This is a genomic window from Acinetobacter sp. 778_lipA (assembly GCF_058242985.1).
In genome coordinates, this window is sequence record NZ_JBZAYT010000001.1 from 1489420 (window position 1) to 1508033 (window position 18614).

The window sequence follows — 18614 nt, forward strand, 5'->3', positions numbered from 1 at the left end:
TATATCTATATATTGGGCTGTTTCGATTAAAAATTAATAGGTTAAAGTCATACTTTGTTGTGTTGCTTGATCAATTTGCTTTTGGCTTACCGCATCATCCTTACATTGATAGTTTTCAAATAATGGGAGCTGATCGGCAAAGTGTGCATCGGTCTTTCCATTGCGATGAATAAATCCACTTTGACCTGGTGCAAGAATTGAACACATGCTGACGTGATTGGGATTGAGTACCACTCTAAAGGTTGCACTCCCTGTATTCCCATAGGTGCTCAGCTGTTGTTGATGCGCCTGATCAGCCCATGGAATACCCACTGAGTTTTTGTTGGAGAATCCCATTGTGGCAACAGGAATTTTCCAATCATTGGGTTGATCTGAATGATATTGTGTTGAAAGCTGAATTAAGGTGTTTTCCAAGGCAGTTAACACCACATCATCTGCTGATTGTCCTTTTAAGAAATCAACGGTTTGAGCAACACTGGCTTGTTTGCCTTGCAGCGCATTCCAGATCAGTTTAGATGCATTCGCAGGTTGTGTACTCCGTGGGTCATTATTTACTGGGTAAAGGGTATCTGTGTAACGCGCATAAATATTTTCAGATAAATTTGGTTTAAGCACCAATTCAATCATTTGATTGAGCCATGTACGCATAATGACAGGTGCTACGCCTTGATAGAATTTAGCCTCACTGTCAGGACGAAGTTTGAAGTCCCAACTCGCCAATATCGGTGCGATTTTCTTTGCTAAAGGTGATGCGTTCGGGCTTTGCGCAGCTTTGACCATATAGGGAATAAAATAACGCGCATTCAGATCCGACCAAGCGCCCATTTTATTGATATCCCAAATGTCTTGTTGGCTTAATTTTGCTTTACTTTCTAGGGGTTCAATCAGTTCATTGACACGGTCAACATGAGAGAAGTTGGAGGAATCGGAACGTAAATCCGCATAAGCTTTATTGTTCCAACTGCTAATATAGCCTTTTTCAGGGTTATAGGCTTTGGGATTATGTGAGAAATCATAGAAACCCTGCCATTCCATTGAGCCATCACCTTGAGCAGGCAGTTGAATATGCTGGTTTTCAGGGCGGATCGGTAAACGACCCAATGCAGCGACACCAATATTATTTTGGGTATCGGCATAAAACCACGTAATCGAAGCCGCGACACGTTTGGCTTGATCTAGGAATTCTTGCCAGTTGCTCGCTTTTGCTGCATTGGCCCAGCCCAGTAATGTTTCAATCTCTACACCTTCCCAGCTACGTTTTTGTGCATAGGCGGTATGATTTTTTTCATCCCATGTGCTGACAAAGCCTTGTTTACTTTGATACACATCTAAAACATGGTCTGGTTGATTACGGACTTTAATTTTGATCTGTTGATGTTCAAAGGGAATATAACTGCCTTGATAGCGGTACTGTTTTGAATTACTCGGATTTAAGCTGAGTTGATAGACGTCATTGGTATCAAGCGAACCGACAGTTGAACCCCAAGCAATTTTTCCATTGGTTCCAAATAGAATTGCAGGTAGACCGACAGGGGTAATCCCTGTGAGATTATAGCCCGCACCATGTAACCCAACCGCATAAGTAATGGCAGGCGTGTACCAGCCTTGTTGAGGGCCATTATATAAAACCGTTTGGCCTTCTACCGTTTTATCTCCTTTGACCACCCAAGCATTACTGGCTGTAGGGACGCCATCAACCACACTTTTACCCAATGCAATACGCGCTTGAGCTAAATAGTTTTTGGCTGCTTGGTCTGAGATAGGGGCTATACCTTTTAACATGTGTTGTTGACGTGCTAAAACTTGTGGTTTTGCTTTAGATTGAATAATTGTAGGAGCACTCGGATCATCTAACCAACGTAATTGCTGATAAACTTTTAATCCTGTTTCTGGACCTTTTTCTTTTTGTAGTTGAGTCAGTAAATCTAAATTTGAGACTTCTGAACTGGCTGAAAAAAAGCGATTGAGAATTAAGCCCACCCAGACCATTGCGATATCTTCTTGCTGCCATGTCGATGGTTTAAAGTCATAATCAATAAATTCTTTAGGCAACAGCTCCGGATTGGCTAAGACCTCTTGGACACGCTTATTAAAACCAGCGGCATAGCCATCGAAAATGGCACGATCTTCAGGAGAAAGTCGGGCAATTTGTTGTTTAATCTGTTCAGGATTAAAACGACTATGGGTTGCAATATCATATTGTAGATAATCAGGGCCGAGAACTTCAGCAACAGTGCCTAAACCTGTACGTTTTGACATTTCCATTTGAAATAAACGATCAGTTGCGACTGCATAAGCATAGCCATAAAAAAGACCATAAGTATCCTTGGCATAGACATGCGGTGTGCCAAAATTGTCACGTTGAATCGTGACCTGTTTTTGCACTGGGTTTGATTCTAAACGAGAGGATGAACTACATCCTGCAAGCAATAAACAACTTAAAACACCTAATTTGATTAAGTGGTGTTTATCGCTCAGTTGATTATTTGAGGGGCTTTTTTTCAATTGAAATATCCTTTTCATTATTGTTGAGAAATAGAGTGTTGGGAAATAAATGCTTTTAGATGTTTTCTAAAAACAGTAGATTTATCGATATACAGGTCCTGAATAAATAAAATGATTGTTATTTTTATATGTAATTTTCTATTACTTTGTGGGTATATATTTATACTTTTAAATAAATAGACTTAATTTTATCTCATCATTTTATTTTAAATATTCTTTCTCAAGTCTTGATGAAATGCCAAAAAATAAAGGGATATGTTCTATCCCTTTATGCTGCGTCAAAAATTAAGTGTCAAAGCTCAGTCGTAAGAATTTCAGAGAGAAATTTTTCAAGTGCAGCATTGAATGCTTCAGGACATTCAATATTTGAAATATGCGATGCTTGAATTTCCACAAGTTGGGATTGCGGAATGTGCTGTTGTATAAATTGCCCATCTGCAACAGTAGTTACAGGGTCTTGCGTTCCTGCAATGACCAAAACTGGAATTGTGATGTCTTTGAGTTGATTGCGGACATCCGCTTTAGCCAAAGCCTCACAACAATTGGCATAACCTATTGTGCTGCCAGCACTTAAGTCGTTACACAGATTATTGACAATTGCAGGATGACTTTGGATAAAGGGATCTGTAAACCAACGTGATGCAGCGGTTGCTGCGATGCTGGTTAAACCTTGTTCTCGGACAAGTTGGGCACGATCTAGCCATGCTTGTTCTTGTCCGATTTTTGCTGCGGTATTACTGATAACAACAGCATTAAATCGTTGTGGATAATGGATGGCTAACCATTGACCTGTTAATCCCCCCATAGAAATGCCACAGAAACTGGCTTTTTCAATATTTAAATGATCCAGTAATCGAATCACATCTTCAGCCAATTGGGGCAAGGTATAAGGACCTTGTGGCGCAGATGAAGAACCATGTCCACGGGTGTCATAGCAAATGACAAAAAAACGTTCTTTAAAATAATTGAACTGCTTTTGCCACATGCCATAGTTGGTCCCTAAGGAATTTGAAAAGACCAGTGCAGGGGAATTAGGGTTTCCAAAACTTTGATAATTAATCTGTGCATCCGCTGATTGAAAAGTTGGCATTGCTCGTTCCTTAATTTTGATCAACACGTTGAATAATGAGTGCAATCCCTTGCCCGACACCGATACACATTGAACATAGGGCATATTCACCCTTGATCTGTTCAAGCTGATTTAGGGCAGTGGTCACCAGTCTGGCACCTGATGCGCCCAAAGGATGACCTAAGGCAATCGCCCCACCATTAGGATTGACACGTGCATCATCATCGGCCAAACCTAAATCACGGGTGACAGCCAAAGCTTGGGCAGCAAAGGCTTCATTTAGCTCAATCACATCCATTTGCGCTAAACTAAGATCGGCTTGTTTAAGTAGTTTCTTAATCGCAGGCGCGGGTGCAAAGCCCATAATTCTTGGTTCAACCCCCACAGTGGTTGCTGCAATAATTTTCCCACGTGGTTTTAATTGGTATTTTTCTACAGCTTCATCTGAAGCAATCAATAAGGCCGCTGCACCATCATTAATTCCCGATGCATTACCCGCCGTGACCGTGCCATCAGCTTTTACCACACCTTTAAGTTTTGTCAGTGCGGCTAAAGTCGTTGATGCACGTGGATGTTCATCTGTATCCACAAGCACAGCATCACCTTTACGCTGGGGAATAGTGACGGGCACAATCTCATTTTTGAAAAAACCTTGAGCTTGTGCTGCCGCAGTACGTTGTTGGCTGTTTAGCGCAAACTGATCTTGATCCGCACGGTTAATATTGAATTGCTCTGCCACGTTTTCAGCGGTTTGTGGCATGCTGTCCACACCATACATTTCTTTGAGCTTTGGATTGATAAAACGCCAGCCCATAGTGGTGTCTTCAATCTTTTGACTACGTCCAAAAGCACTGTCCGATTTACCCATCACATAGGGCGCACGGCTCATGCTTTCAACACCACCAGCAATGATTAAATCAGCTTCATTGGCTTTAATGGCGCGAGCTGCCATGGCAATCGCATCCAGTGATGATCCACATAAACGGTTCACTGTAGTGGCTGGCACTTGATAAGGTAAGCCTGCCAATAATGCTGACATACGCCCGACATTACGGTTGTCTTCACCGGCCTGATTGGCACAGCCATAAATCACATCATCGACTTGTTGCCAATCTACTGTTGGATTACGTTGTATCAATGCTTGAATTGGAATAGCACCGAGATCATCTGCACGTATTGGCGCAAGACCACCGGCATAACGACCAAATGGGGTACGGATGGCATCTATGATGTAAGCGTTTTTCATGTTGTTTATATCCTTAAATAATCTCCCTTGCGCTGCTACTACCGCAGCTCACCTCTTTGTAAAAGAAGAAGTTCCCCCTCTTTCATAAAGAGGGGTTAGGGGAGATTTAATCATTCCGCAAGGGAGGGATTTATTATCCCTATGTCGCATCAATCAATTGAGCACCCGTCAAAGCCTGTAATTCTTCAAAGCTCAGACCTGCAACTTTTTCAAGCACTTTTAAACCCTCTGGGGTCACGTCAATCACGCATAAGTCAGTATAGATACGATCAACACAATGCTTACCTGTCACAGGATAGCTCAGTTCTTCAACAATCTTAGGTTCACCTTGCTTGGTTACATGGTCTGTGGTGATAAAGACTTTCTTGGCCCCTACAGCCAAATCCATTGCACCACCCACCGCAGGAATCGCATCCGCCGCACCGGTATGCCAATTGGCAAGGTCGCCATTGGCCGCCACTTGGAATGCACCCAATACAGCAATATCCAAATGTCCACCACGCATCATGGCAAAAGAATCACCGTGATGGAAAAACGAGCCACCCGTTAGCATGGTGACATATTCTTTGCCTGCGTTAATCAGCTCAGGATCTTCTTCACCTTTGGCGGGTGGAGGACCAAAAGCCAATAAACCATTTTCAGAATGCAGGAATACATCTTTGTCTGTTGGCAAGTATTTTGAAATCTTGGTCGGTAAACCAATACCTAAATTGACATATGCACCATCGGGAATATCTTGGGCAACACGTTCAGCAATTTGGTCACGGCTTAGTTTTTGGTAGCTCATTGTTATTCTCCATTACCATTGGCTGCATCAACTGCAACCACATGCTGAACAAAAATTCCTGGGGTAATAATATGCTCAGGATCGAGCTGACCCAGTTCAACCACCTCTGAAACCTGTGCAATGGTGACATCTGCAGCCATCGCCATGATTGGACCAAAGTTACGTGCTGATTTGTTATAAACCAAGTTGCCCCAACGGTCGCCTTGATGTGCTTTAATCAATGCAAAGTCTGCTTTAATCGGATATTCAAGTACGTAGTCTTTGCCATCGATATGACGTGTTTCCTTGCCATCTGCCAATAAAGTACCAAAGCCTGTTGGGGTAAAGACTGCACCTAAACCCATCCCCGCGGCTTGAATACGACAGGCGAGATTACCTTGAGGAACCAGTTCCAGTTCGATCTTTCCCGCATGATAGAGTTCATCGAATACCCAAGAGTCAGACTGACGGGGGAAAGAACAGATGATTTTACGGACTGCACCTGATTTAAGTAGTTTCGCCAGACCGTAATCGCCATTGCCTGCGTTGTTATTGACAATCACCAGATCTTTAACGCCAAGTTCAATCAGCCCATCGATCAGCTCTGCGGGCTGTCCTGCTGTTCCAAAGCCACCAATCATAATGGTTGCACCATCTTTGATTTGAGATAGAACCTCAGACAACGAGAGCTTACTTTTATCAATCATAAGACGAACCTTTTATCCATGTTTTTAAATTTCTATACATGCCGTATTAGCAAAGATAGACATGTATAGAAACTTAAAAAACTGTGAGAAAGAACTTATCTCACAGTTATTTGGTCAATGAATTTACACCCGCTGCTTAATGGTCATCTTCTCGAATTGAAGACGGATGACGGTTTAAAGCAGTCACTTCGATATTCATATAAGGATATAAAGGCAATCCCTGTAAAATATTGTGGAGTTCTTCATTACTCTCTACATCAAAAATACTGGTGTTTGAGTATTGGCCTGTAATACGCCAGATATGACGCCATTTCCCTTGACGTTGTAAATCTTGTGAATAAGCCTTTTCAATTGCTTTAATTTCATTGGCTTTTTCGACGGGCATATCGAGGGGGATGTGTACATCCATTCGTACTTGGAAAAGCATGTCAGCTCCTTGAATTATTGACGACGCAGGTTGTCGATTTTGTCTTCATCTAGTTCAATGCCGAGGCCCGGACCAGTTGGAATTTTGAGCTCAAAATTGCCATATTGAAGCGGTGTTTTTAAAATTTCTTCAGTCAGTAGCAGTGGGCCAAATAATTCAGTTCCCGCTGCGAGATTGCTAAATGTAGCGAAGGCATGTGCTGAGGCAATTGTTCCAACAGGACCTTCAAGCATAGTGCCACCATAAAGATCAATACCTGCCAGATTGGCGATTTTACCGACTTCGCATGCTTCAATCAGACCACCAGATTGCGCAACTTTTACCGCAAAAACAGAGGCTGCATTGGTTTTTGCCAAGTTATAAGCACTTTGTGGACCAGTTAACGACTCATCTGCCATGATCGCGATATCAAACTTACGGCTAAGACGTTGCATAGCATCAATATTTTGAATTGCGCAAGGCTGTTCAATCAGGTCAACACCACCATCTTGAAGCATTTGAATCCCTTTAATTGCATTCAGTTCAGACCAAGCACGGTTAACGTCTACACGAATTGAGATGTCTGCACCCAAGGCTTTTTTGATTGCCAATACATGCTCAACATCTTGTTCAACAGGACGTGAACCGATTTTTAACTTAAAGACATTGTGGCGTTTTAACGCAATCATTTTTTCTGCTTCGGCAATGTCTTTTTCGGTATTGCCCGACGCCAAAACCCAAAGCACAGGAATACTGTCACGTAAGCGACCGCCTAGAATCTCACTCAGAGGTTGACCTAAACGTTGCGCTTGAATATCTAATAATGCAGTTTGAACAGCACATTTCGCAAAACGATTACCGTTGATATTACGATGGATCACTTGCATTGTTTGGGCAATATTGGCACCAGACAGTGTTTTTAACAATGGCGCAAAATAGGTTTCAATATTGGTTTTTACACTTTCAGGGCTTTCTTCACCATAACCTAAACCGCCAATTGTGGTCGCTTCACCCCAGCCAATTAAACCATCTTCAGTCGTGATTTTAATCAGGACCAAGGTTTGGGTTTGCATTGTCGCAACGGCCATCTTGTGAGGGCGTATCGTTGGAATTTCGATTAACAGCGTTTCTATGGACTTGTACATCGTGGTTATTTCTTAAGTATCAATCTATTTATATACCCTAATTTAATGTAATATCTTTAACTAGGCCGATTTTGGTATTTTTAGATACTTAAAAGGTATATAAAAGGGATTTAGAGAGATGGAATTAAGATATCTTCGTTATTTCGTTACAGTGGTCGAAGAGCAGAGTATTACCAAAGCTGCAGAAAAATTATGTATTGCTCAACCGCCATTGAGTCGTCAGATTCAAAAGTTAGAAGAAGAACTCGGTATTCTTTTATTTGAGCGTGGCACACGTCCAGTAAGAACAACTGAAGCAGGACAATTCTTTTACCAACATGCGGTACAAATTTTGACCCATACTGCACAAGCCACCTCTATGGCGAAGCGTATTAGTTCAATGAATACAATTGTCCGTATTGGTTATGTCAGTTCATTGCTGTATGCGTTATTGCCTCAGGTAATTTATTTATTTCGTCAAAATAACCCTGATATTCAGGTTGAGCTGATTGAACACAGTACCAAGGATCAAATCGAAGCACTCAAACTCGGTAAAATAGATTTAGGCTTTGGTCGTTTAAGAATTAGTGATCCATCGATTAAGCGCATTTTATTGTACAAAGAGAAATTAAAATTAGCCGCGCATAAAAATCATCATTTAACCAGTTATATCGATAAAGGTATTTATTTATCGCAAATTATCAATGAACCTATTTTTTCTTATCCAGCCACACAAAAGCCTAATTTTTCAACCTTGATTCAATCCATTTTTACCGAATTAGGCTTGGTACCGAAAGATATGGTTGAAGTTCGAGAAATCCATATGGCTTTGGGCTTGGTTTCATCTGGGGAGGGGATATGCATTATTCCTGAAAGCGCCAGTGAAATAGGCATGAAAAATCTGGTCTATATTCCGATTTTGGATATAGAGGCCTATAGTCCTATTTCATTAGCTGTGAGAAATATGGATCAAAGTCCTTATTTACCCAAGATTTTAGAGTGTATTCGACAGGTCTTTGAAGAAGAAGGGATTCCACTTCAACTGGATGGGGATTAATCGAGTATATGTTTGAGCTGAGATCAATATAAAATCCCTTCATCCTCGCCTTCTCCCAACGGGAGAAGGGACTTTCAATATCAATATGATTCACTCAACATGATCATTTTTTTGATTTATGAATGAGATCTATTGAGTTAATGATTTTAAAATGACATTTTCGGTGTTTATCCTTGCATTCTTAATGAATTCGCAATGTATTGCAGTTCCTGTTCGTCATTGATTAAGCCTTGCTGGATGGTGGCAATTTGCTCTTGAAGATTGCTTAGCAGTTCTTGGCATTGTGCGATAACTTCATCGCTATATAGATCAAGCTTTTGCCACAAACTATGTGAGATCTCGCTATATAAACGGTCATGGCCAATGGCTAAGATCTCGGTTGCATCATCGGCATAAATCACTTCATAAGCCAGATGCTCAGCAAACTGTAACGGACTGAGAGGGGGATATTGCAGTTGATAATCCGATAAAGTATTAGCAATATGTTGTGATAGAAGCTGTTGAGCCTGTTGGGTCAGTTCACTATACAATTCATCCAATGCTTGCTGTTCGGAATGTTGCTCTAATAAGCTTGGCAGGGATGCAATCATACTGCGCCATGTTTGCGTAATGATTTGTTGTTTATGTTGTGCTAAAGCGCTCACGACATTGCTTAGCTGCTGTTGTAATTGATGTAGTTGTGGCACAACCTCAAGTTGTAAGGGGGCTAGAATTTGCTCTTGTAAATGATGTAACAAGGCTTCCGCTGGTTTACGCTGTTTATAAGCCAGAGCAGGTTGGATTAAATGTAGAAGTGCGTCAAATAAACGATTAAAACCTGCATTTTGCATGGCCTGATCATTGAAATCCGCATTTTTCAACATCTGAGAGGAGGTTGAAATTGGTGATTGTAACAGTACAGGATCAACTTGCATTGCGATCAGTTGGTCAAGAGCACGAGTATAAACATCGGTTTCTTGCAGATAACGTTGGTCAGACGTTTTATTGCATAGAATTTGGCAAATATTACCATCGACTTCATCTTCTTCAAAATAATCACTGCGTGTAAGCACTGGCAATAACGGTTTATGTCTACGTAATTCCTGCCCCAAAGCCGCTAACTCTTTGACCTGACCGGGTGAGGAGGAACTACTGAGCCAAAGGACACCATCTGCACTATCCATAAAGCGTTGAGTTAATGCGGCATTTTCAGGCGTAACTGAATGGAGTCCTGGAGTATCCAGCAAAATGAGATTGTCCGCTAAGCAAACACCTTGTAAGCGTGTGGTGGTTTCTGTGGCACCTTCTTTAAAACGCTCCTGACTTTTAATAATTTCACCTGAGTCGAGATAAAAATATTCAATGCTTTCCTGACGCCTATGAAAACACTCTGCCAATACGTTACAGAATGAACTTTTACCAGCATTGAATTTTCCGAAAATCAGCAAAATAATCTTGTCGTCAAAATGATCTGCGATGGATTGGGCGGCATGTAGTGTCTCTAATTGTGTTTCCCAATGGCTGAGATAACTTTCAAGCTGCGAATTGAGTGTTGCAATGTCTTGGGCAATCTGACTATGTGATGTCAGTCCAATCGGATTGATACGTTGTTTATTGAGATTGATTGCCAGTTGCTGATGCCAAGTGTGCATCTTATTTAAATGTAGCATGATGTCGGATTCCTGCTGATCAAAAGCTTGGGTGCTCGCAATCAGTGTCTGAATCGAATCATGGGAATCATGGACGGTCATTATACCAGCTCCAAAGTGGTTGATGCCTGCTGGGCTTGTATGATGAGCTGCTGTTGCTGCTGAAAGTTAAGTAATTGTTGTTGCAACTCCATTCGATCAGAAGACAATTCAAAATAATGGGCAAATTCACTACGTAAACGTTCACGACCTGATTCTTCGACAAAAATAAGATTGAGATCTTTACGCAGTTTGACCGAGACCCCCATCACCGCAACCATGACCGTATCTAGACTACGGACATTACTTTTTTGCGTATCTGGTAAACCAATCACACCATAGCGCACCAAATGGCTATTGATCTCGATACAGGCACGAGAATAAGCCACTTGAATACGGTTACGATCACGTTTGCCTGCGGTCACTTTATACATATTGGCAAAAGAATCTGGTTCTAGCGAATTATCCTGCCCAGAGATCTGTAAGACCGGCTGTAAATCTTGACGCACTTTATCTAATATTTGATTGAGATCACGCTCAAAATTTTGGCGTTGTTGCTGTAAGCTTGCTGTCAGTTGCTGAATGTTACTTTGAATGTTTTCTAGCTGCTGGGATAAGCGCATTTTTAGATCAACAATGATCTGCTTTTTTTCAAATTGACGTATTGCGGGGACTTGCTCAAGCATCTGATGAAGTATGTGTTGTAGTTCGGGGATACCACTGCGTTGTACCAGTATAGGTTTGGAATTTTCGATCCCTTGACGGTGCCGTGTAGCTGATACAGGTAGTACAGTTGCAGTTGGTGCTTGATTTTGAATGCTATCGATAATCTGCGCTAAAACGGCTTGATCTGGAATTTGGTCAATTTGGGTAAGCAGCAGTAAGCTTTGACGTTGAGTTTGCTTTGCATCTTGCTCGAATTGCTGGAATAAATGTAATTCATAAGGATCAAACTCACCCTCACGTACTGAATGGACCATTAGGCGAATATCGGCTTTATTCCACATTGCATCTTGAGCAAGTTGATCATCGATTGTAGCCACATCAGCATCTAAACCTGGTGCATCTAACCAACGGATATGATGTTGCAGATGTTCGGAGAGAGCTACCGTTTCTCGTTTATCCGCTACTGAGAAAATATCTTGACCAATAAGCTCATTTAACAGTCGGCTTTTACCATGATTATATTTACCAATCACTGTCACTGTCGGAAATTGGCCTGCCTGTAGAATGGCTCGTAGCCGAGCCAATGGTATCGTGTATTCAGGAAGTGCGGCTAAAACATGATAAGTCGCTGCATCAAAAGTATGAATATCCATTTAAATATCTTTTCCATAAAGTAAAACAGGCTAAACCGTTACAGCTAGCCTGATTTCAAGATTCACAATATGACTTTTAGCTGTATTAAGCTTGTAGGCGAGGGCGGTCAACCACATTGTTATCAATACCATCTACGAGGTGACTGAGTTTGAGGTCAAATACCATTTCAGCAAATGGGCCTTCAACACCGTTGGCTTGAATCGTTGCTGCATCAGTATGTTCGATTGCGTCAATCACAAGACCTTCACGTGTTGCATAGGCGAAGTCATCATAAGTGTATGGGTCACCAGCTACGTTAATTTGCGTAGTTAATTTGCGATGGCCTTCTGCTGTTACAAAGAAATGAATATGTGCAGGGCGATTACCATGGCGGCCTAACTGATTCAATAATTGTTGAGTTGGGCCATCTGGTGGACAGCCATAACCTGCAGGCAGAATGGTTTGTACACGATATTGACCTTGAGCATCTGTCATAATGGTGCGACGCATGTTAAAAGGCTGTTGTTCGCCAGTTGGATCAAAGTGGGAATAGAAACCTTTGGTATTGGCATGCCAGATCTCTACTTGTGCATTTGGCAGTGGTTGGCCATCTGCCGCGTAAATCGTACCGTGTAAAATCAGGGTATGACCATTTGGATCACTGCCATCATCCATACGGGCAAAACCTTGGGCAACAGGGGCACCTGCGACATAAAGTGGGCCTTCAATGGTACGCGGGGTTGGGTTCTCAATACCCAAAGCAGCATCAATTGCATCCATACGCATATCAAGGAAGTGGTCAAAGCCTAAACCAGGAGAAAGTAAGCCTGCTTCATGGCTGGTGCCTAATTGGTTTAAATATGCAACTGCAGCCCAATATTCATCAGAAGAAATTTCTAAATCTTCAATGGTCTTAAATAAGTCAGAAACCACCCGATGAACGATTTGCTTAGTGCGAGGATTTCCACCTTCTTGCTCAAGTCCGCTGAGTAGATTAATGAAATTCTGTACTTCTTCCGTCTCGAAAATTCTAATATTATTGGCTGTCATGGCTATCTCCTTAATCTTGCCATAATGCTGGATCACGTTATCACTTTTAAGAGATGTTATGAGTTGAGCCAGCATCACTCCTGATATTGCTTCGTTGATGAATCCTTCTATATACCTTAATTGAATGTTATAGCCTTATCTAGACTGAATTCGGTATCTTTAAATACTTAAAAGGTATATTTATCTCAGCAAAGGGGAAAATTGTTATGATGAAATTACCTGTTGATAATGGTAATCTCAATACGCAGTTGATTAATTAATAAATTATTATAATTCAATTTCTTAATAGATGTTTACTACGTGGAAATCATTAATCTATTTTAAAATATCATTGCTATGATGTAAAAGGTATAAATATATACCGCTTTGTACATGGAAAATTACATTAATAATTCCGATAATTGATCGTGGTGATGAATTCCCTTAACCATATTGGTTTGAATTTATTTGTATTTTAAGGGAGTACAAAAGTCTTTGTCTTGAGGATAAGACAAAGATCACCTTAGAACTTACACAACAAGAATTTCAAATATTCAGGAAAGGATTTCCCATGTTAAAGCCAGATTTGCTTTATAGAACTCAACGAGTTGCACTTTATACATTGTTTGGATGTTTGAGTATAGATACTGCTTATGCTGAGTTTTTAGAAGAGAGTAAAACCAGTATTTATTTACGTAATTTCTATATTGAGCGCGACTTCGAAGATACCACGAATGATCTGGGGAGTTGGTCGCAGGCTGCATCTGGACGTTTTGAGTCGGGTTATAGCGACACACCCTTGCAAGTGGGTTTAGATTTTGGTTTCCAATATGCATTACGTTTAAATGACCGTTATGATCAGCGCTTAGATACCGTTTTTAAATATGATCAAGACGAAGCTCAACAAGCACGAGATTATTTAAAATTAGGTGCAACCTTAAAAGTTAAATACCAAAATACAGAACTTAAAGTCGGTGAGCTTTTCCCAAAAACACCGGTTTTATTTATTGATGATTCTCGGCAATTGGTGACGACTTATGCAGGAGCAATGTTAGAAAGTCAAGACATTCAAAATTTAAAACTTTCCGCAGGCCGTTTTACCCATGTGAATGCCCGAGATGATGATGAATATAGAAAGTTCACTTTAGGTAACTCAACAGATCCCAATAAAAGAAGTGATGGTTTAAATTTTATAGGCTTAGACTATAAGCTTACCCCTAACTTCACAGGTTCATACTGGTTTGGTCAGTTGGAAGATATTTATCAACAACACTATTTCAATGCGGTTTATACAGAAAAAGTCAATGAGACCAAGCTAAAAGTAGATGCGCGCTATTTTAATTATAAAGAGGATGGCGATGCTTATTTTGGAAACATCGATGTTCAATCTCTAGGGTTACAAGCGAGTGTGCAAAATGGCCCAAATACCTTTTTAGCGGGCGTGCAAAAGCATTTCGGTGAGGACAATATTCCACTTTTAAATGGTTATGTTCCGCAAGGATATTTACAGACTTGGTCTGCAATTGCTTTTTATAAAGCGAAAGAGTTTACTTGGCATGCCTTATATAGTTATGACTTTAAAGATCATGGCGTACCGGGATTGAAACTGACCTTGCGTTATTTAAATGGTAGTGACATTTATCGGGCTGGTTTTAAGGATAATAAAGAAACCGAGAAAAATTTGATTGTAAACTATACTGTTCCAGAAGGATGGTTAAAAGGTCTTGGGGTAGAGTGGCGCTATATTGATGCTGATATTAAATATGGTGTTGGAAATATGCCAGGCAAGGATTTTGTGGAAAATCGTTTTATCACAACCTATACCTTTAAATTCTAATTTTTGCTTAATCCGATAAATCGAGTGATGCCCCTATTAAAAATAAGGGGCATCATCTTTAGCAGTCAGGATATTTAAGAGTCCAAGTATAGTTAACCTGTAAAAACTGAGACACAAGAATATAATTTCTCTTAATTAATATTTTTAATTAAATCAATTATATGGAGAAAATAAGTTGTTTGATTCTAAAAAGCTTGCAATGCCACACCTTATATTCAAAGTTTAAATCCCTTTGCGTAGGCGATGCCTCACTTTTCAGAGATGAAAAGATACCGTCTTAACTGTCAAGCAAATTATTTAAGGATTCATGCCTTATAATTTGCCTGATAAGGTTGTTGGTTTTTAAGAACACCATAGCAAAGATGAATTAACTTTCGCATAGCAGCAGCAATCGCTACCATTTTAGTTTTCCCTTTCGCTAAGAGCCGTTCGCTCAACTCTTTAATGTGAGGATTGTACCGAGTTGCAACAATGGCAGCCATATATAAACCCGATCGAATTTTAGGTGAACCGGCTTTAGATAAGCGACTTTTTCCAAGCACAGAACTACCAGATTGTCTATGAATGGGAACTAAACCCACAAATGCAGCAGCTTGGCTAGCTTTTTCAAAAGAATGAGCACGTAAAAAAACAAGCATTAATAAACTGGTACGCTCAGCAATTGCTGGAATGCTTTCAAGAAGCTTTTGATCACGTTTAAGCTCATGGTCTTGATCTTGATCAATATGGTTTTGAATTTGTGTATCTAGATTCTGAATTTGCCGAGTTAATGATTTAATATTAGTCTTAATAGACTTTAAAATTGGTACAACTATTAGAGTGGAGTTTGCTTTTTCCAAACGATTTTGTTCACGTTTTAAGTCGTTCGCAAGACTTGACCTTCTATCTAATAAAGCATTGAGCAATCGGATATTATCAGGAGTGGGTTGCCATAAATGTAAATCTACAGTCATTGCAAATCGCGCCAATACTTCACTATCGATTTTGTCAGTTTTATTAAGCTTAGAGATACTTTGAGCAAAATATCGAGTACGGGCTGGGTTAGCCACACAAACTTGAAATTTTAAATCAAATAAAAATTGAGCTAACATTTCATGATAGACGGATGTTGCTTCCATTAAGGCTCTAGTTTCTTCAGCAACAAGACCAAAACGATTTAACCATGATAACAATTGATGAAATCCTTTATTGCTATTGGAAAAGCATTTAGTTTTTATTTTTCCACTAGAGTCATCAAGAAATAAACAACAATCGAATTTAGCTTTAGAAACATCAATGCCAAGATAAAACATAGCTTCACCTAATTATTGATTGAATTAATATTAAAAAACCACAGTCTTTTCTTGTGAATGCAGCATCAAAGTGCTTAGTTACCGTCCAGATTTATGTCAGTGGTTAGGTGTAAATTGTAGGTTTAATCTTTTCAGGAAACTCGAAGTTTTGATGACAAACCAAACTCTACAATTTACGTGTAGTGATAGCTAATCACTACAAAGAACAAGATACAAGATGATAAAAATCTTCCGTTTAACAGGGCTCTTGCGCTGCAAACAAAGCAGTGCTTTATTTTTGCTCATATACCCCCGCCCAACGGCGACATCCATGTCGCCGCACGGTAGGATCACCATCTAGGGTTCAAAAATACAAAAAATAAATTGATAATCAATAGTTTCTAAAAGTTCATAAAAAAACATAAGCTTCATTTATAATCAAAGATTTGAGGGGAGTCACTTGTATGAATAATTAGGTGGTTTGACTATAATTCAAAAATAAGCAACAAGGTTCAGTCTGAAATTGTTGCTTGGGATGCTTTGAAATGTTGATTCAATTTTGGAGCGGGAAGGTCAATGATCCTGTTTCCCTTGGCTAAACTTTTGAAGACTAAATTCTCCAGATGAGAATTCTGGAGAATCAATGAAGATCACTTTTGTAAAATCCGATTAAGGCAAATCTAATTCTTTACGCATCTTTAAAGATCGCAGTAATGCCTGATCACGAAGTAATTGAAGATTCTTATCGCCTAGTTTTTTAACAAACTGTTGAGTTTCTTCATTCAGCATCTCAATTTTTTCTTCAGACAAGGTATAAGAGTGCATATCAGCCCACCATTCAGACATCGGTTCACCTAAATGATGCATAGCGGCTTTAAATCCATGTTGATTGGCCAACTGCATATTTAAATAAGGACCAAATATTGCCCAACGTAATCCGGGGCCATTGGTGATGGCGATATCAATATCTTCTGCGCTACATACACCTTCAGAAACCAGATAAAATGCTTCTCTCCAAATTGCAGACTGTAAACGATTGGCGACATGCCCTTTAACTTCTTTCTGAATTAAAATCGGTTTTTTTCCCAATAATGTATAAAACTCAAAAGCATCATGAATATAGTTCGCTTGGGTTTTTTCTCCACCAATAATCTCAACCAAAGGTAATAAGTGTGGCGGGTTAAAAGGATGACCCAGTACGATTCTTTCAGGATAAAGGCAATCATGTTGAATATCTGAGATTTTTAATCCAGATGAACTTGAGGCAATAATGCTATCTTTGGGGCAGTTTTGAGTCAGCTGTGCATATAAGTCTTTTTTTAGATCAATCCGCTCTGGACCATTTTCTTGAATAAAATCGGCATCTTTTACCGCATCTGTTAGATTTTGATAAAAAGTGAGATTTTTTAAAGTGTCTGAAACATAACAGTCAGAAGAGGTGGTTTGCTCTTCAGCCAACTCGAACAGATCCAGTAAATAGGTCTGAACTCTATTTTTTAAATTTAATTCTGCATCAACTGCAGGATCAAAAGCATTCACCTGAAATCCTTTACTTAAATAGAATGCTGCCCAACTTGCACCAATAACACCAGTACCGATAATGGCAACTTTATTTATGGGTTTCATATATTCATTTTCCTTGAATAACTTGAGAACGTTGGATTGTCTAGCTATGACACATGACAAAGTGAGCCTTTCACTTTGATAAAAACTAAAGATAGAAAAACTAAAAAACAGTAGGGGAGGATTTCCCCCTACAAATGAATATGTATTACATCTGGTTAGATGATTTACATAGAGACAAATTCATGCTCATTGCAATCATCAACTGTATTACTGAGCGGTATAACCACCATCCATAACCACTGCTTGACCTGTCACCCCCGCCGCTTTTTCACTCGCCAAGAAAACGGCATAATCTGCAATTTCTTCAACATTGAGTAAGCGTTTTTGTGGCACCATGGCTAAAATGACATCTTCAAGTGCACTTGTTTCGCTGACATTACGGGTTTTGGCTAAATCTTTAATTTGACCACGTACCAAAGGTGTGTCGACATAACCTGGGCATAATGCATTGACCGTGATTCCATCACGAGCAGATTCTAACGCTGCAACTTTAGTTAAACCAATCACCCCATGTTTGGCACTGTTATAACCCGCTTTTCCAGCAAAACCGATTAAACCATTGATCGAAGCCATATTGATAATACGGCCATAGTTTTGTGCCTTCATGATTGGAAATGCATGTTTGATTCCAATAAAAGAACCCACCAGCATGACATTCAGTAGTTTTTGATAAATGGCAGTTGGAAACTCTTCGATGGTAGCAACATGCTGAAAACCAGCATTATTGATCAAAATATCCAAACGACCAAAGCTGCTATGTGCTAGACCAATAGCCGCGGCATAAGCATCTTCATCTGAAACATCACAAGGTGCAGATAAGGCTTCAAATCCATCAGTTGTTAAGGCTAAAACTGCTTCATTACACTTGTCCGCATTCATATCTGAAATCACTACTTTTGCACCTTCAAGGGCAAATTTTTTGGCAATTTCAAGTCCAATACCACTTGCTGAACCTGTGATAAATGCAACTTTATCTTTGAGAAGTTGACTCATTATTGACTCCCT

Annotated in this window: 15 protein-coding genes; 2 read left to right on the plus strand and 13 right to left on the minus strand. The window is 39.9% G+C overall.

Annotation, left to right across the window (positions count from 1 at the left end; genetic code table 11):
• Positions 1 to 33: 33 nt before the first annotated feature.
• The 7 genes from AC4CUY_RS06995 to AC4CUY_RS07025 form a co-directional block, all read right to left on the minus strand.
• Positions 34 to 2523, minus strand: a complete 2490-nt coding sequence (locus AC4CUY_RS06995; RefSeq protein ID WP_419820613.1) for a penicillin acylase family protein — start codon at positions 2521 to 2523, stop codon at positions 34 to 36.
• A gap of 274 nt (positions 2524 to 2797) precedes the next feature.
• On the minus strand, positions 2798 to 3595 hold the full coding sequence (gene pcaD, locus AC4CUY_RS07000) for a 3-oxoadipate enol-lactonase (protein ID WP_490773867.1): 798 nt from the start codon (positions 3593 to 3595) through the stop codon (positions 2798 to 2800).
• A 10-nt stretch (positions 3596 to 3605) separates the two neighbouring features.
• A complete protein-coding gene (gene pcaF, locus AC4CUY_RS07005; protein WP_490773868.1) occupies positions 3606 to 4820 on the minus strand; it encodes a 3-oxoadipyl-CoA thiolase in 1215 nt (404 codons plus the stop codon).
• A gap of 139 nt (positions 4821 to 4959) precedes the next feature.
• Positions 4960 to 5607, minus strand: a complete 648-nt coding sequence (locus AC4CUY_RS07010) for a 3-oxoacid CoA-transferase subunit B (protein ID WP_336954095.1) — start codon at positions 5605 to 5607, stop codon at positions 4960 to 4962.
• 2 nt (positions 5608 to 5609) lie between these two features.
• A complete protein-coding gene (locus AC4CUY_RS07015; protein ID WP_327858467.1) occupies positions 5610 to 6293 on the minus strand; it encodes a 3-oxoacid CoA-transferase subunit A in 684 nt (227 codons plus the stop codon).
• Positions 6294 to 6429: 136 nt separating this feature from the next.
• Complete coding sequence (gene catC / locus AC4CUY_RS07020; RefSeq protein ID WP_004820442.1) at positions 6430 to 6720, minus strand: muconolactone Delta-isomerase; 291 nt, start codon at positions 6718 to 6720, stop codon at positions 6430 to 6432.
• Positions 6721 to 6734: 14 nt separating this feature from the next.
• Positions 6735 to 7844 carry a muconate/chloromuconate family cycloisomerase gene (locus tag AC4CUY_RS07025; protein WP_490773869.1) on the minus strand — a complete coding sequence of 370 codons (1110 nt, stop codon included), beginning with the start codon at positions 7842 to 7844 and terminating at the stop codon, positions 6735 to 6737.
• A 118-nt stretch (positions 7845 to 7962) separates the two neighbouring features.
• Here AC4CUY_RS07025 and catM point away from each other — a divergent pair, with 118 nt between their 5' ends.
• Positions 7963 to 8880, plus strand: coding sequence for a cis,cis-muconate-binding transcription regulator CatM (gene catM / locus AC4CUY_RS07030; RefSeq protein ID WP_004721564.1), 918 nt, complete (start codon positions 7963 to 7965; stop codon positions 8878 to 8880).
• Positions 8881 to 9047: 167 nt separating this feature from the next.
• Here the strand turns inward: catM and AC4CUY_RS07035 are convergent, their stop codons facing one another.
• The 3 genes from AC4CUY_RS07035 to catA form a co-directional block, all read right to left on the minus strand.
• Entirely contained in the window at positions 9048 to 10610 is a 1563-nt protein-coding gene (locus AC4CUY_RS07035; protein ID WP_490773870.1) for a dynamin family protein, read from the minus strand.
• Complete coding sequence (locus AC4CUY_RS07040) at positions 10610 to 11866, minus strand: GTPase (RefSeq protein WP_490773871.1); 1257 nt, start codon at positions 11864 to 11866, stop codon at positions 10610 to 10612. The genes AC4CUY_RS07035 and AC4CUY_RS07040 overlap by 1 nt, the downstream gene beginning before the upstream one ends.
• Positions 11867 to 11951: 85 nt before the next feature.
• The gene (gene catA, locus AC4CUY_RS07045; RefSeq protein ID WP_419820607.1) at positions 11952 to 12896 is read right to left on the minus strand and encodes a catechol 1,2-dioxygenase; all 945 of its coding nucleotides are present in this window, start codon (positions 12894 to 12896) and stop codon (positions 11952 to 11954) included.
• 550 nt (positions 12897 to 13446) lie between these two features.
• On the opposite strand from catA, the gene AC4CUY_RS07050 reads away from it, so the two are divergent.
• Positions 13447 to 14712: an OprD family outer membrane porin gene (locus AC4CUY_RS07050; protein WP_490773872.1), complete on the plus strand. Its 1266-nt coding sequence runs from the start codon at positions 13447 to 13449 to the stop codon at positions 14710 to 14712.
• A 305-nt stretch (positions 14713 to 15017) separates the two neighbouring features.
• Here AC4CUY_RS07050 and AC4CUY_RS07055 read toward each other — a convergent pair whose 3' ends face one another.
• From AC4CUY_RS07055 to AC4CUY_RS07065, 3 genes are all read right to left on the minus strand, one after another.
• On the minus strand, positions 15018 to 16004 hold the full coding sequence (locus AC4CUY_RS07055; protein ID WP_490773548.1) for an IS110 family RNA-guided transposase: 987 nt from the start codon (positions 16002 to 16004) through the stop codon (positions 15018 to 15020).
• A 648-nt stretch (positions 16005 to 16652) separates the two neighbouring features.
• Entirely contained in the window at positions 16653 to 17609 is a 957-nt protein-coding gene (locus AC4CUY_RS07060) for a 3-hydroxyacyl-CoA dehydrogenase NAD-binding domain-containing protein (RefSeq protein WP_490773873.1), read from the minus strand.
• Positions 17610 to 17816: 207 nt separating this feature from the next.
• On the minus strand, positions 17817 to 18602 hold the full coding sequence (locus AC4CUY_RS07065) for a 3-hydroxybutyrate dehydrogenase (protein ID WP_419329238.1): 786 nt from the start codon (positions 18600 to 18602) through the stop codon (positions 17817 to 17819).
• Positions 18603 to 18614: the final 12 nt, after the last annotated feature.

What these genes read in the sequence shown, in the direction of transcription:
- AC4CUY_RS06995 (WP_419820613.1), bottom strand. Translation starts at nt 2,523, where the DNA reads ATGAAAAGGATATTTCAATTGAAAAAAAGCCCCTCAAATAATCAACTG.
- pcaD (WP_490773867.1), bottom strand. Translation starts at nt 3,595, where the DNA reads ATGCCAACTTTTCAATCAGCGGATGCACAGATTAATTATCAAAGTTTT.
- pcaF (WP_490773868.1), bottom strand. Translation starts at nt 4,820, where the DNA reads ATGAAAAACGCTTACATCATAGATGCCATCCGTACCCCATTTGGTCGT.
- AC4CUY_RS07010 (WP_336954095.1), bottom strand. Translation starts at nt 5,607, where the DNA reads ATGAGCTACCAAAAACTAAGCCGTGACCAAATTGCTGAACGTGTTGCC.
- AC4CUY_RS07015 (WP_327858467.1), bottom strand. Translation starts at nt 6,293, where the DNA reads ATGATTGATAAAAGTAAGCTCTCGTTGTCTGAGGTTCTATCTCAAATC.
- catC (WP_004820442.1), bottom strand. Translation starts at nt 6,720, where the DNA reads ATGCTTTTCCAAGTACGAATGGATGTACACATCCCCCTCGATATGCCC.
- AC4CUY_RS07025 (WP_490773869.1), bottom strand. Translation starts at nt 7,844, where the DNA reads ATGTACAAGTCCATAGAAACGCTGTTAATCGAAATTCCAACGATACGC.
- catM (WP_004721564.1), top strand. Translation starts at nt 7,963, where the DNA reads ATGGAATTAAGATATCTTCGTTATTTCGTTACAGTGGTCGAAGAGCAG.
- AC4CUY_RS07035 (WP_490773870.1), bottom strand. Translation starts at nt 10,610, where the DNA reads ATGACCGTCCATGATTCCCATGATTCGATTCAGACACTGATTGCGAGC.
- AC4CUY_RS07040 (WP_490773871.1), bottom strand. Translation starts at nt 11,866, where the DNA reads ATGGATATTCATACTTTTGATGCAGCGACTTATCATGTTTTAGCCGCA.
- catA (WP_419820607.1), bottom strand. Translation starts at nt 12,896, where the DNA reads ATGACAGCCAATAATATTAGAATTTTCGAGACGGAAGAAGTACAGAAT.
- AC4CUY_RS07050 (WP_490773872.1), top strand. Translation starts at nt 13,447, where the DNA reads ATGTTAAAGCCAGATTTGCTTTATAGAACTCAACGAGTTGCACTTTAT.
- AC4CUY_RS07055 (WP_490773548.1), bottom strand. Translation starts at nt 16,004, where the DNA reads ATGTTTTATCTTGGCATTGATGTTTCTAAAGCTAAATTCGATTGTTGT.
- AC4CUY_RS07060 (WP_490773873.1), bottom strand. Translation starts at nt 17,609, where the DNA reads ATGAAACCCATAAATAAAGTTGCCATTATCGGTACTGGTGTTATTGGT.
- AC4CUY_RS07065 (WP_419329238.1), bottom strand. Translation starts at nt 18,602, where the DNA reads ATGAGTCAACTTCTCAAAGATAAAGTTGCATTTATCACAGGTTCAGCA.